This is a genomic window from Bradyrhizobium sp. (assembly GCF_035935975.1).
Taxonomy (GTDB): Bacteria; Pseudomonadota; Alphaproteobacteria; order Rhizobiales; family Xanthobacteraceae; genus Bradyrhizobium.
The window spans coordinates 1-13,542 of the sequence record NZ_DASYWN010000054.1 but is presented as its reverse complement, the minus strand read 5'-3'; the positions used below and the strand labels follow the sequence as shown (position 1 = coordinate 13,542).

Sequence of the window (13,542 nt, the reverse complement as noted above, 5' to 3'; positions counted from 1 at the left end):
AGATTGATGCTGCGACAATCTGTCTTACCCCTTCCCGCGCAGGGCGCGGCGAGTCAATTGAATTTGCCGCGGAAGCTGATGATTTTTCAGGCTTTATTTTGCGTTGCAGCGATCATCCATTGGCGGAACGCCGCTAGCTTCGGCGCCTCGCGGCGGCCCTCCGGCGCAACCAGGTAGAAGCCGGCATCGGCCGGCAGCGCGATCTTGAAGGGAACGACCAGCCGCCCCTTGGCAATGTCGTCCTGGACGTAGGAAGTCCGGCCCATCGCCACGCCGATGCCGTCGATCGCGGCCTGGATGGTCATGAAGATCATGTCGAAGGTGATGCCGGGCTGCCGCGCGATGTCGGACGGCAGGCCCGCCGCCGTCAGCCACAGCCGCCAGTCGTCGCTGTTGGCGTTCGAGGTGTGCAGCAGCGGATAGCCGCGCAAATCCTCGGGCTGGCGCAGCGGCTTGTCGCCGCGCAGCAGCGACGGGCTGCACACCGGAAACAGCTCGTCCGCCATCAGCCAGTCGGCGCGCAGGCCGGCCCATTGGCCGCGGCCATAGCGGATCGCGGCATCGACATTGTCGCGCTGGAAATCGACCAGGCTGGTGGAAGTCGTGATGCGGACGTCGATGCCGGGATGCTGCTCCTGGAAATCGGTCAGCCGCGGCAGCAGCCATTTTGCGGCGAGCGAGGCCAGCGTCGAGACCGTCAGCACCTTGTCGTCGTCCTTGCGCAGCAGCCGGTCGGTTGCGAGGCGAAGATCGTTGAAGGCGGCGCGGACGCCCGGGAGGTAGTCGCGCGCCTCCGGCGTCAGCGCCAGCGCGCGGTTCTGCCGGATGAACAGGCGGATGCCGAGCTCCTCCTCGAGCCGGCGGATCTGATGGCTGATCGCGGTCTGGGTCACGTTCAGCTCGGACGCCGCCAGCGTGAAGCTGAGATGGCGCGCGGCGGCCTCAAAGGCCCGCAATCCGTTCAGGGAAGGCAATCTGGCAGTCATTTGGCAGCAGGATGCATGAGTTTAATTCATGCGAAGAGGTACAAATTGTCGTTTGTCGCAGTGCACTCAGAAGCAGATATTAGCAGTCAAGTTAGCTCAAGGAGCTGAACATGTCTACTTTGACGCACAATTCGATGACAAATCATCATGCACCGGGCCTGATCCAGCAGATCGGCGAGACGCTTCACGTCTGGCACGAGCGCTACCGGACCCGCCGCGAACTGACCAACTGGACCGCCCGCGATCTTCATGACGTCGGCCTGTCCTGGACCGACATCGCCTACGAGGCCGACAAACCCTTCTGGCGGGCCTGATTGGCCGCCAGGCCGGCGCCGCCTGATCACAGGGGCGCCGGCGGTCCCTCTTTCTCTGAGGCTCGTGTCATGAGCACTCTCCGTCTGGAAGATTTGAAGCAATATTCGGACACGCTGCGCACCCGCGATGGCGAGACGGTCAATGTCCGCTTCGTCGAGCCGCGCGACACCGAGGAGCTTCAGCACTATGTCCGCTCGCTCTCGACCCGCTCCCGTTACAACCGCTTCTTCGGCGCGATCAGTGAGCTGCCAAAGGGCCTGCTCAGCGAATTCATTGACGTCGGAGCGCGTGAGCGCTTTACCGTGGTCGCGACCAGGATGGTCGACGGCTTCGAGACCATCGTCGCCGAAGCACGCTATGCGTTCCATGCCGAGACCTCGACGCTCGAATTCGGCCTGTCGGTCGACGATCGCTGGCAGGGTCACGGCATCGCCACCGCGCTGATGAAGAATCTCGAATGCCGCGCCGCGGCGCTCGGCGCCGAGCACATGTTCGGCGATACGCTGCGTTCCAACGAAACCATGATCTCGCTCGCGCGCAAGTCGGGCTTCGCCTTCGTCAATCATCCCGACGACTGGAAGCTGGTGCGCTTCGAGAAGGAGATCCACGTCGCGCCGAAGGACATTCCCTGCGCGAGCTGGCGTCTCGCTGCCCTTTCCCGTCAGGCCGAAAGCCCCTCAGCCTCGGCCTGACATCACTCCGAGCCCGGCCTGGCGAAGCCAGAGCCGGGCATTTTTTTGCTCTCATTTGGCATCGTCGTCGGTGAAGTCGGTCGAGGTCGCGACCGTTCGCCAGCCTGCCAGCTCCCTTGCAACGAAGATGTTCTTCGCCTCGATCCGCTCCACGGTGTCGCTGCCGAGCGGCAGCCGCAGCGGCGGGGTCGTGGCGTCGACCAGCTTGAGGAAGGCCTGCGCCAGCTTGCGCGGATCGCCGCGCTGACCGTGGTTGACGTCAGCCGCGTGCGCGCGGGTCTTGCCGACGCTCTCGTGATAATCGTCGATCATCTGCGCGGTGCGCGACAGCGAGCTGTCGTCGAGGAAGTCGGTGCGGAAGAAGCCGGGCTCGACCACGGTGACCTTGATGCCGAGCGGCGCGACTTCGCCGGCCAGCGCTTCGGTGAGGCCTTCGACCGCGAACTTGGTGGCGCCATAGACGCCCCAGCCGGGAAAGCCCGCGTAGCCGCCGACCGACGAGATGTTGATGACGTGGCCTGACCGCTGCCGTCGCATATGCGGCAGCACCGCGCGGGTGACGTTGAGCAGGCCGAACACGTTCGTGCCGAACAGCTTTTGCGTCTCCGCGTCGCTGGCCTCCTCGATCGCGCCGAGCAGGCCATAGCCGGCATTGTTGACGAGGATGTCGATGCGCCCGAATTTCTTCACCGCCTGGCCCGCGGCCTCATGCGCCTCGGTCTCGCTGGTGACGTCGAGCCGGGTCGCGAGCAGGCGCTCGTGATCGCCGAGCCGGGCGGTGACGGCCAAAGGATCGCGCGCGGTCGCGACGACGGCATCGCCGGCTTTCAAGGCGGCTTCGGCGATCAACGCGCCAAACCCGCGGGACGCTCCCGTGATGAACCAGACACGCATGATGTTGCCCTTTCCATGTTGACCCGGCGATGTGCCGAGGCCGATGGGCAAGGTGTAGCGGCTCGCCATAGCTGAGATAATCCGCTATATATTTGGCAAGCTAGTGAGAAAAAATCATCAATGCGGATCGACCCGTCCGACCTTGCAACCTTCCTCGCCATCGCCCGCCACCGCAGTTTTCGGGCGGCCGCGACCGAGCTTGGCGTGACGCCGTCCGCGCTGTCCCACGCCTTGCGCGATGTCGAAGAGCGGCTCGGCCTGCGCCTCGTCAACCGCACCACCCGCAGCGTGGCGCTGACCGAGGCCGGCGAGCGGCTGTTCGCCCGCATCACGCCGGCCTTTCGCGACATCGACGACGCGCTCGAGGACCTCAACAATTTCCGCGGCAAGCCCGCCGGCACGCTGCGTTTCACCGCCGCGCGCCAGTCGGCCCAGCTCGTGCTGCTGCCGATCGTGACGCGGTTCCTGAAATCCTTCCCCGACATCAGCGTCGAGCTCGTCATCAACGACGCCCTGATCGATATGGTCGCCGCCGGATTCGACGCCGGCGTCCGCTTCGGCGAAACCATCGCTGCCGACATGATCGCGGTGCCGATCGGCCCGCGGCATCGCTTTGCCGTGGTCGGTTCGCCTGCTTTCTTCAAGGCGCACAAACAGCCCGCCACGCCACGCGACCTGAAAGGCCTGCCCTGCATCCGCTACCGCTTCACGTCAGGCGCGCTCTATCACTGGGAATTCGAGCGCGGCGGCATTGAGCTTGCCATCGATGTCACCGGGCCGCTGACGATGAACGACCAGGACCTGATGGTCGATGCCGCGCTCGACGGCATTGGCCTTGCCTATGTATTCGAGGCGCAGGTCGAAGCGCTGCTGGCAAAGCGCAAGCTGGTCCGCGTGCTCGCGGACTGGTGCCCGGCCTATCCCGGCTTCTTCCTGTACTACCCCAGCCGACGGCAATTGCCCGCGGCGCTGCGGGCGTTCGTGGATTTTGCGCGGTCGGCTAACGCTCCATCCGGGCTACGGGCACCATCTACTTCCCCGTGAACACCGCCTTGCGCTTCTCGATGAACGCCTGCACCGCCTCCTTATGGTCAGCGGTTGTCGTCAGGCGGATCAGCCGTTCCGCTTCGTGGTCCCGCGCCGTTTCGAAGTCGAACAGCAGGGCCTCGTCGAGATTGTCCTTCATGTAGCGCAACGCGAGGCGCGGGCCTTCGGCGAGCGACTTTGCCAAAGCGAAAGCCTCGGTCTGCAGCTTGTCGTCGGGCACGACGCGGTTGACGAGGCCGATCGCTTCGGCCCGCGCGGCATCGACGCGGTCGCCGGTGAACAGCAGCTCGCGCGCCCGTGCGGTACCGACCAGGCGCGTCAGCAGCCAGGCGATGCCGTAATCGCCTGACAGCGCGACGCGCGCATAGCCGGTGGCAACGAAGGCCGATTGCGCGGCGATGCGGATGTCGCAGGCCATGGCGATGGCGAGCCCCGCGCCGACCGCGGGGCCGGGCAGGGCGGCGAGGGTCGGCTTGCGCACAGACACCAGCGCGCCCGTGAGCAGCCGCTGCCGCTCCTGGAGATCGGCGACCTTGTCGTCAAAGGACATTTCGAGCTTTTTGGGATCGCGATGCGCGCCCATGCCCTTGACGTTGCCGCCGGCGCAAAAGGCTTCGCCCGCACCGGTGAGCAGCAGCGCGCCGACGCCGGGGTTCTCGCCGCAGGCGCGGATCATCGTGCGCAACGCCGGCGTCAGCGTATCAGACAGCGAATTGCGCGCCTCCGGCCGGTTCAGCGTGATGATTGCGACGCGGTCGCGGATGACGCAGAGGAGTTCGTTGGTGCCGGTGTCGATGGTGGTTTCCGTGGTCATGTCGCCTCCCTCTCTTTCGTCATTGCGAGCGAAGCGAAGCAATCCAGACTGTCTCCGCGGATATAGTCCGGATTGCTTCGTCGCTCCGCTCCTCGCAATGACGATTGTTGTGATGTAGTTGCCTCAAAACGTCTCCACCCACGGCCGCAGCTCGAGCTCCCAGCTCCAGGCGCTGCGCGGCTGCTGCAACACGTTCCAATAGCTCTCCGCGATCGCATCGGGATCGAGCATCGAATCCGGCTTGTCCTCCGGCTCGGTGCGCACCGCGCTGCGGATGCCGCCGTCGATGACGAAATGCGCGATGTGGATGCCTTGCGGCGACAATTCGCGCGCCAGGCTCTGCGCGAGGCCGCGCAAAGCGAACTTGCCCATCGCGAACGAGGCGGATTGCGCATAGCCTTTGACGCTGGCGGAGGCGCCGGTGAACAGGATCGCGCCATGCTTGTTCGGCAGCATGCGCTTGGCGGCCTGCTGCGCCACCAGGAAGCCGCCATAGGCGCTGACCGCGATCGCATTCGCCACATCAGCCGGGACGAGATCGACGAACGGTCCGCGGGTGCGGCCGCTGGCATTGTAGACGACGAGGTCGGGTGTGCCGATCTCGCGCTCGACGAGGCCGAACAGCCGCTCGACGTCCTCGGGCTCGGTGGCGTTGCAGGCATAGGCCTTGGCGCCGGTCTCGCTGCAGAGCGCGCCCAGCTTCTCGATTTTTCGCGCGGCCAGCGCAACGCGGATGCCTTGCTTGGACAGCAACCGCGCCAGCGAGGCACTCAGGCCCTCGCCGGCGCCGACGATGAGGGCGATCTTGTATTTCGGATGTTCCATGATGTGATCTCTGGGGTGATCTCTCGGAGGCGGGAAACGGTTGATCTAGGTATCCGCCGCGCGGACAACCAGCCGGGCTGGTCACAATTCCGCAGGGCGAATTGCTCCTTCACGGCGCTCATGCCTCCCTGACAATTTGCGGCTTTATCGACATCCGTGACTGGAGCATGATCGACATCATTCAACGCGGCAAGCGCCAAAACAGCGCAAAATGTTCGCGGGACGGAAACGAAGAGGACGATCATGCACAAGCCGGTCACAGCACAGGCGAAAAATGTCGCGGCCGCGCCATCCGGCCTGCTGGCGCCCGACACCTCTGGCATGAATTTCTACCGCGCCGACCAGGCGCTGACGGATCTGTTGCGCATCCACCTGCCGGAGAAATTGTTCCGTCACATCGAGCCGCATCTCGACCGGCTCGGCGAACTTGCCGGCGGCCGTCTCGACGAATGCGCGCGGCTCGCCGACCGGCACACGCCGGTGCTGCACCAGCGCGACAAGTTCGGCCGCGACATGCAGTGGATCGAATACCACCCGGCCTACCGCGAGCTGGAGAATGCCGCGTTCGGCGAGTTCGGCATCCACGCGCTGTCGATCCGCAAGGGCATCATGGGCTGGCCGGACAAATATCCCGTCGTCGCCAAGCACGCCTTCACCTTCCTGTTCAACCAGACCGAATTCGGCATGGGCTGTCCGATCAACGTCACCGACGGCTGCGCCAAGTTGCTGGCCAATTTCGGTGACGAGGCGCTGAAGGCGAAATATCTGGACGGCTTGACCTCGACCGACATGAGCAAGCTGACGCAAGGCGGCCAGTTCATGACCGAGAAGGAGGGCGGCTCCGACGTCGGCACGCTGACCACGCGCGCGGTGCAGGAGGGCGACCATTGGCGCCTCACTGGCGAGAAATGGTTCTGCTCGAATGCCGATGCGAAGGTGGTGATGCTGCTGGCGCGCCCCGACGGCGCCGGCCCCGGCACGCGCGGCGTCGGCCTGTTCCTGATGCCGCGCTTCCTCGACGACGGCTCCCAGAACCACTACCGGATCGTGCGTCTGAAGGACAAGCTCGGCACGCGCTCGATGGCCTCGGGCGAGATCAAGCTCGAAGGCGCGATCGCCTATGCCGTCGGCAAGCTCGACCGCGGCTTCGTGCAGATGGCCGAGATGGTGAACTCGTCGCGGCTTTCCAACGGCGTCAAGTCCACCGCGCTGATGCGCCGGGCCTATCATGACGCCATGACGGTGGCGAAGAACCGCGTCGTGTTCGACAACCGCATCATCGACCTGCCGCTCGGCAGGCGGCAGATGCTGAAGATCATGCTGCCGGTCGAGCAGGCGCTGTCGATGAGCTTTCTCACCGCCGACGCGCTCGATCGCGCCGAAGCCGGCAGCCAGGATGCGGCGGCGCTGCTGCGCATCCTCACGCCGACCTTGAAGTTCCGCGCCACCCGCGATGCGCGAAAAGTCTGCGGCGATGCGCTCGAGATGCGCGGCGGCATCGGCTATATCGAGGAATTCGCCACCCCGCGCCTGCTGCGCGATGCGCATCTCGGCTCGGTCTGGGAGGGCACCGGCAACATCGTCGCCATCGATGCGCTCCGGCGCGCGGTCGGACGCCATGGCGCGGAAGCGGCGCTATCAGCCGATCTGCATGCCCGGCTCGACGACAGCGCCTCGGTGCCGCAGGCCTGGCGCGACAATTTGCGCGGCCTCGTCGATCGCGCCGTCGGCTTCGCCCGCGAGGTCGCAGGCAAGTCCGAGAACGAGGCCGATGCACGGCGTGCGACCAGCCTGCTCTATCATGTCGCAAGCGCCGTCGCGCTCGCCTGGGAAGCGCATCGCATTCATGAAATGCGCGGTGATGCGCGCCGGCTGCTGCTGTCGCGGCTGGTGATCGACCATCGCGTGGCGCCGAGCGATCCGTTCCGGCTGACGGAAAATGCCGCGCAGGCGAAGATCGCGGAGCTGCTGCTCGGCGATCGGGATGCCGGCATGAGCGAGGTTGGCGAACTGGTTCTGGCAGCGTAGGCTGCACTCCACGATCAAACAAAAAACGCGATAGGGAGTGCTCGATGAAGGCCGCCGTCCTTTATGAAGTCAACAAGCCGCTGGTCATCGAGGATGTCAGCCTGCCGAAGCCCGGCCCGCGCGAGGTGCTGATCCGCACCGCGGTCGCCGGCCTCTGCCATTCCGACCTGCACTTCATGGAAGGCCTTTATCCGCATCCGCTGCCCGCGGTGCTCGGCCATGAGTCCGCCGGCATCGTCGAGCAGGTCGGATCCGACGTCACTTACGTGAAGCCGGGCGATCACGTCGTCACATGCCTGTCAGTGTTCTGCGGCACCTGCGACAATTGCACCACCGGCCGCACCGTGCTCTGCACCGATACCACCGTGAAAATGCTGCCTGGCGCGTCGAACCGGATGCAGTGGAACAGGCCGGAGAAGCTGAACCAGTTCCTCAATCTCTCGTCCTTCGCCGAGCAGATGCTGGTGCACGAGAACGCCATCGTCAAAATCCGCGAGGAAATGCCGCTTGATCTCGCCGCGCTGATCGGCTGCGGCGTGATCACCGGCTACGGCGCGGTGGTGAACACGGCGAAGGTGACGGCCGGCGAGACCGTGGCGGTGATCGGCTGCGGCGGCGTCGGCATGGCCGCGATCAACGGCGCGCAGATCGCCGGCGCCGGCCGCATCATCGCGATCGACACGAATCCGGCAAAGCTCCAGCTTGCGACCAAGCTCGGCGCGACCGACATCATCAACCCCGCCGACGGCGACGTCGTGAAGCAGGTCCGCGACCTCACCAATGGCGGCGTGCATCATTCCTTCGAGGTGCTCGGCCGCAAGGAAACCGCCGAGCAGGCCTTCGGCATGCTCGCCTCCGGCGGCACCGCCACCATCGTCGGCATGATCCCGTTCGGCCAGAAGATCGAGCTGCACGGCTTTGACTTCTTGCGCGAGCGCCGGATCCAGGGCTCCTCGATGGGCTCGAACCACTTTCGCGTCGACATGCCGCGTCTGGTCGATTTCTACCTGCGCGGCCGGCTGCACCTGGAGGACTGGATCTCGGCCAAGCTGAAGCTGAGCGAGATCAATGAAGGCTTTGCCAACATGAAGGCCGGCAAGACGCTGCGGAGCGTGATCGTGTTCGATAGCTGATGCGGGTGCAGTGTTCGTAGCCCGGATGGAGCGAAGCGCAATCCGGGATCTCTGTCGCGGATGGAGCTGTCCCGGATTTCGCTTCGCTCCATCCGGGCTACAGGAAAGCGTTCACCGCGACACGTGCGCCGACACTGCCAGCCACTTGCCGTTCTGCTTCGCCCAGCAATCGGTGTATCGCCCGGTCGCCTGTTGTCCATCCGCCGTGGTGTAGCTCGTCGCGGCGTGGATGATCGCGAAGTCGCCCATGATGCGGATCACGACGTCGTAGGCGTGCAGATTGCGGATCGCGATCGGCCGGGCGGTTTGCTCCAGGAAGGCGGCGCGGTCGACCAGCGTCTTGTCGGGATTGGAGCAGTAGAACTCCGGCGCCAGGATCTCGTCGAAGCGCTTGACGTCGCAGGTCTGCACCGAAGCGACGTAGTCGCGGTTGAGTGAGGTGAGCTGTTCGAGGTCCCGGCTCATCTTACGTGCTCCCTCCTTGTCATTTTACTCCGTCATTGCGAGGAGCGAAGCGACGAAGCAATCCAGACTGCCGCTGCGGAAAGATTCTGGATTGCTTCGCGGAGCCTGTCATCGGGCCGCGCTTCGCGCGGACCCGGTGGCTCGCAATGACGGGGTGGCATCAATCATCAAACATCTTCGGCGGCACGAACCCGCCGAACTCGCGCTCGATCAGCTCGGCCAATTTTAGCGGCGTCCGATCTTCCAGCCAGGGGCCAACGATCTGTACTCCGATCGGAAGACCATCCGGCGCAAAGCCCGTAGGGATCGCGGTGGAGGGCAGGCCGGGCAGCGTCGCGATGCCGGGCCAGGCGAGCTGGTCCGGATAGACGTGCTCCTTGCCGTCGATTTTGATGCGGCGGGTTTCCTGGTCCGGCGTATGGTCGTGCGGATAGGCCGCTATCGGCATCACCGGGCAGATCACCGCGTCGAAGGTCTTGAACAGCTCGCGCCATTGCGCCCGCAGCCGCGTGCGCCCGGCATTTGCTGCCACCCAGTCGCGATGTCTCAGCGCGATGCCGCGCAGCCGCTCGGCGGCAAGGCTGTTGTCTCCTTCGGGGAGCGCCGCCGCGGCCGCCTTGGCGCCGGCATAAACGTCGGGCGCGAAACTTGCGGCGAGGAAGGACATCAACATCCGCATATAGAGCCGCGAGGACGCCGCGAAATCCGGCAACAACGGGCTGCTGCGCGCGATCTTCACGCCCGCCTTGGCGAGGTTGTCGGCGAGCGTGTTGATGCTGCCGCGCACCGCCGTGTCGGTCGGCATCACCGGATCGGTGTCGATCACCAGCACGCGAAAATCCCTGAATGCCGTGTGCCGCGCTTGCGGCAGTTCGAGCCGATAGGCGAGGCCCGCGTCGATCGGATCGGGCCCGGCCATCACGTCGAGCACCAGCGACAGGTCGGCGGCACTACGCGCCATCGGCCCGATCACCGAAAGGTCGCGCTCGAACGGCAGTGGCGGCGCCGGTGGCGCAACATGCCCGCGCATCGCGACGAGGTTGAAGGTCGGCTTGTGCGCGTAGATGCCGCAATGGAATGCCGGCACGCGCAGCGAGCCGCCGATGTCCGAGCCGATCGACAGCGGGCCATAGCCCGCGGCGAGTGCCGCTGAGGAGCCGCCGGAGGAGCCGCCCGGCGTGCGACCGAGATCGTAGGGGTTGTTGGTGGTGCCGTAGATGTCGTTGTAGCTCTGCCAGTCGCCGAGCCCGAGCGGCACGTTGGTCTTGCCGACGACGACGGTGCCGGCATCCTTCACCCGCGTGACCGGCAGCGCGTCTTCCTTCGCGATGAAATCCTTCTGGGCGGGAATGCCCCAGGTCGTCGGCAGGCCGGCGACGTTGTAGGATTCCTTCACCGTCATGGGCAGGCCGAGCAGCGGCTTGCGCTCGCCGCGCGCCAGTGCGGCGTCCGCGTCGCGCGCGGCGCTGAGCGCTCGGTCGAAATCCCGCACGCAGATCGCGTTGACCTTGCCGTCGTGACGCTCGATGCGGTCGATCGCATCCTGCGTGAGCTCGACCGCGGACACCTTCCTTGCGGTCAGTGCGGCCGACAGCTCGACCGCACTCTTGAAACTCCATTCCGATTTCGCCACGACATGCTCCTGCGCTTCACTTTTGCGATGATGCGCAGTTTGGCGGCATGTCGCAACCGCCGTTTGATGGCGATTGATATGTTGCTGGCCGTCATCGCGGGAAGGCCCGGCAACAAAGTCGGTGTCATCGCCCGCCTTGTGCGCAATTGCGCACTGGGGCGGGCGATCCAGTATTCCAGAGGCCGGCATTGGAGAACTCGCTCTCACAACATCTGCCGCGGCGTACTGGATGCCCCGGTCAAGCCGGGGCATGACAGCGAGTGTGACGGCGACCTACGCCGCCCCGATCAATATCCCCACCGCCAGCACGATCGCGCCGCCGAGCACGATCTGGAACACGGCCTGCAGGAACGGCGTGTCCATGTAGCGCGAGCGGATGAAGGCGATCGCCCAGAGCTCGAAGAACACGACGACACCCGCGATTCCCGTTGCGATCCAGAATGCGTTGGCCCAGCTGTCAGGCACGAGATAGGGCGCGGTGTGGCCGAGCCCGCCGAGCGTCGTCATCGCGCCGCAGGTGATGCCGCGCAACCAGGGCGAGCCGCGCCCGGTCAGCGAGCCGTCGTCGGAGAGCGCTTCGGCAAAGCCCATGCTGATGCCGGCGCCGATCGAGGCGGCGAGGCCGACCAGGAAGGTCTGCCAGTTCTGGTGTGTGGCGAACGCCGCCGCGAACAGCGGCGCCAGCGTCGAGACCGATCCGTCCATCAGGCCCGCAAGGCCCGGCTGCACATATTGCAGCACGAACATCCGCCGCCGCGTGCGGTCTTCCTCCGCGCGCACGTCGGGCCTGAGGATCTCGTCGGTCAATCTGGCGGCGGTTTGCTCGTGGTTCTTCTCGGCCTCGGCGAGGTCGCCGAGCAGCCGGCGGACGTTGACGTCTTCGGCTAGCTCGGCAGCCTTCGCGTAGAAGCGCTCGGCCTCGAGCTCCATCGTCTCGACCTCTTTCCGGATCGTGTCGAGCGGCAGGTTCTTGGTCAGCCAGATCGGCCGGCGCCGCAGGAAGCCCTTGACGTTCTCGCGGCGGATCGGGGGCAGATGCTGGCCAAAGCGTTGCTCGTACAATTCCAGCAGCATATGGCGGTGGCCACGCTCTTCCTCGGCCATCTGTTCGAACAGCTTTGCCGAGTCGGGATAACGCTCCTTCAGATCCTCGGCGAAGGTCATGTAGATGCGGCTGTCCTCCTCCTCGGAGGAGATCGCGACCGCCAGCACCTCGCGCTCGGTCAAATCGGCAAAAGTCTTCACGGCGGCCCTGTTTCGCTAGTTTAGAATTATTCTAAACTATATAGGGCGCCCCGGTTCCCGGGTCAAATCAGGTGGTGCGGGCCTTTTCCAGGAAGTCGAGCAGCAGGCGGCTCACCTCGGCCGGCTGCTCCTGCTGCACCCAATGGCCGGCGCCGTCGACGAGATGGCAGCCGAGCATTTTCGTGCAGCCGCGCCCCTGCATCGCCTCGAACACGCCGGGGCGCTGATAGGTGCCCCAATCCTGCCTGCCCGAGATGAAGCAGGAGGGCACGTCGATGCTGCGGCCGGAGAACAGCTGCATCTCGCTGTTGAGAATTCCCGTCGTGCCGTAGCGGTACCATTGCAGCCCGCCCTGAAAACCGGTGCGGCCATATTCGGCGCTGTAATAAGCGAGGTCGCTGTCCGGCAGCCATGTGTTGGCGGCGATCGCGGCGGGCGGGGGCATCTCCTTCGCAACCGTTTCGGCCATGCTCTCGCCGGCGTCCATCACGTAGTAGGTCGGCAGCTTGGCGAGCTCGCCCGCCGACCACGACGTCAGCGGATAGGGCTTGTTGTCGGTCCAGTCCGCGCTCTTGTGATGATAATAGGCGCGCAGGAAATCATGCGCGCCCTGCGGCGCGTGCTGCATGTCAGCGTTGGCCGCGCGTGTCGCATAGTACCATTGATAATGCTTGCGCGGGCGCGGCAGCGCGGCGAGCTCGCGATGCACGGGGTCTTCGATCGCAGGCTTCGCCGGGCCATCGACCGTGTTGAAGGGCAGCGGCGGCGCGCCGCCGAACGGCGCGCTCATCAACGTCACCGAGCGAAACACGTCGGGCCTTATCAGCGCGCACCACGCCGCGACCGGGCTGCCGAAATCATGTCCGGCCAGATCAACCTGCCTGTAGCCGAATGCCGACACCAAAGCGAGCGCGTCGCGCACGAGGTTGAGCAGCGAGAACGGCGTCAGATCGTCGTCGTAATCCGCGGTCCATCCCGTGGTGCGGCCGTAGCCGCGCTGATCCGGCGCGATCACGTGATAGCCCGCGGCCGCCAGCGCCGGCATCACCTTGCGCCAGGAAAAGGCGAGCTCGGGAAAGCCGTGCAGCAGCAGGATGCAGGGCCGCCCCTTGGTCTCGAAGCCGGCTTCCAGCACATGCATGTGCAGGCCGTTGATGCCATCGACATAACCGGAGCGGATGCCGGCGGGGAGGGGGATGTCGGGGAGTGCAGTCATTGCTTTCTCCACACGGGTGGAATTGTAGGGTGGGTTAGCCCTGCGGATTGCGCGAAGCGCAAACCGCTCGGCGTAACCCACCTCTTTAGTCTCCGAGGAGGCAGAAGTGGTGGGTTACGCCTTCGGCTAACCCACCCTTGTAATAGCGCAATCAGATATTGTCGGTGCATTCCGAGAGGAATGGCCTGCCGCAGCTGCGACCGCGGCAGGCCGCTGGCGATCGGATCGCGCCCACCCTGAGCAGTTTGT

The 13,542-nt window shown here is 65.3% G+C and carries 13 protein-coding genes; 5 read left to right on the top strand and 8 right to left on the bottom strand.

All coding sequences use genetic code 11. The features are described 5' to 3' along the window. Positions 1–86: 86 nt before the first annotated feature. Complete coding sequence (locus tag VGR99_RS33625) at positions 87–986, bottom strand: transcriptional regulator GcvA (RefSeq protein WP_326904250.1); 900 nt, start codon at positions 984–986, stop codon at positions 87–89. 110 nt (positions 987–1,096) lie between these two features. On the opposite strand from VGR99_RS33625, the gene VGR99_RS33620 reads away from it, so the two are divergent. Together VGR99_RS33620 and VGR99_RS33615 are read left to right on the top strand one after the other, a co-directional pair. Beyond that, positions 1,097–1,300, top strand: a complete 204-nt coding sequence (locus tag VGR99_RS33620) for a DUF1127 domain-containing protein (protein ID WP_014498412.1) — start codon at positions 1,097–1,099, stop codon at positions 1,298–1,300. Positions 1,301–1,369: 69 nt separating this feature from the next. After that, positions 1,370–1,993, top strand: coding sequence for a GNAT family N-acetyltransferase (locus tag VGR99_RS33615; protein WP_326904249.1), 624 nt, complete (start codon positions 1,370–1,372; stop codon positions 1,991–1,993). Positions 1,994–2,044: 51 nt separating this feature from the next. Here the strand turns inward: VGR99_RS33615 and VGR99_RS33610 are convergent, their stop codons facing one another. Then, positions 2,045–2,887 (bottom strand): oxidoreductase, encoded by an 843-nt coding sequence (locus VGR99_RS33610; RefSeq protein WP_326904248.1) that lies wholly within the window; start codon positions 2,885–2,887, stop codon positions 2,045–2,047. 120 nt (positions 2,888–3,007) lie between these two features. Here VGR99_RS33610 and VGR99_RS33605 point away from each other — a divergent pair, with 120 nt between their 5' ends. After that, a complete protein-coding gene (locus VGR99_RS33605) occupies positions 3,008–3,931 on the top strand; it encodes a LysR family transcriptional regulator (RefSeq protein ID WP_326904247.1) in 924 nt (307 codons plus the stop codon). Here VGR99_RS33605 and VGR99_RS33600 read toward each other — a convergent pair. Beyond that, the gene (locus VGR99_RS33600; RefSeq protein WP_326904246.1) at positions 3,918–4,748 is read right to left on the bottom strand and encodes an enoyl-CoA hydratase; all 831 of its coding nucleotides are present in this window, start codon (positions 4,746–4,748) and stop codon (positions 3,918–3,920) included. The two genes, VGR99_RS33605 and VGR99_RS33600, sit on opposite strands and share 14 nt — an antisense overlap. Before the next feature lie 123 nt (positions 4,749–4,871). Further along, on the bottom strand, positions 4,872–5,573 hold the full coding sequence (locus tag VGR99_RS33595; RefSeq protein ID WP_326904245.1) for an SDR family oxidoreductase: 702 nt from the start codon (positions 5,571–5,573) through the stop codon (positions 4,872–4,874). A gap of 243 nt (positions 5,574–5,816) precedes the next feature. Here VGR99_RS33595 and VGR99_RS33590 point away from each other — a divergent pair, with 243 nt between their 5' ends. Continuing rightward, positions 5,817–7,601, top strand: a complete 1,785-nt coding sequence (locus VGR99_RS33590) for an acyl-CoA dehydrogenase family protein (RefSeq protein WP_326904244.1) — start codon at positions 5,817–5,819, stop codon at positions 7,599–7,601. A gap of 44 nt (positions 7,602–7,645) precedes the next feature. Continuing rightward, entirely contained in the window at positions 7,646–8,734 is a 1,089-nt protein-coding gene (locus VGR99_RS33585; protein ID WP_326904243.1) for a Zn-dependent alcohol dehydrogenase, read from the top strand. Positions 8,735–8,845: 111 nt separating this feature from the next. On the opposite strand, the gene VGR99_RS33580 is transcribed toward VGR99_RS33585, so the two are convergent. From VGR99_RS33580 to VGR99_RS33565, 4 genes are all read right to left on the bottom strand, one after another. Continuing rightward, the gene (locus VGR99_RS33580) at positions 8,846–9,199 is read right to left on the bottom strand and encodes a nuclear transport factor 2 family protein (RefSeq protein WP_326904242.1); all 354 of its coding nucleotides are present in this window, start codon (positions 9,197–9,199) and stop codon (positions 8,846–8,848) included. Between the two features lie 160 nt (positions 9,200–9,359). After that, positions 9,360–10,832: an amidase gene (locus VGR99_RS33575; RefSeq protein WP_326904241.1), complete on the bottom strand. Its 1,473-nt coding sequence runs from the start codon at positions 10,830–10,832 to the stop codon at positions 9,360–9,362. 273 nt (positions 10,833–11,105) lie between these two features. Next, entirely contained in the window at positions 11,106–12,077 is a 972-nt protein-coding gene (mbfA, locus tag VGR99_RS33570) for an iron exporter MbfA (RefSeq protein ID WP_326904240.1), read from the bottom strand. 67 nt (positions 12,078–12,144) lie between these two features. Then, on the bottom strand, positions 12,145–13,293 hold the full coding sequence (locus VGR99_RS33565; RefSeq protein ID WP_326904239.1) for an alpha/beta hydrolase: 1,149 nt from the start codon (positions 13,291–13,293) through the stop codon (positions 12,145–12,147). Between the last annotated feature and the right edge of the window lie 249 nt (positions 13,294–13,542).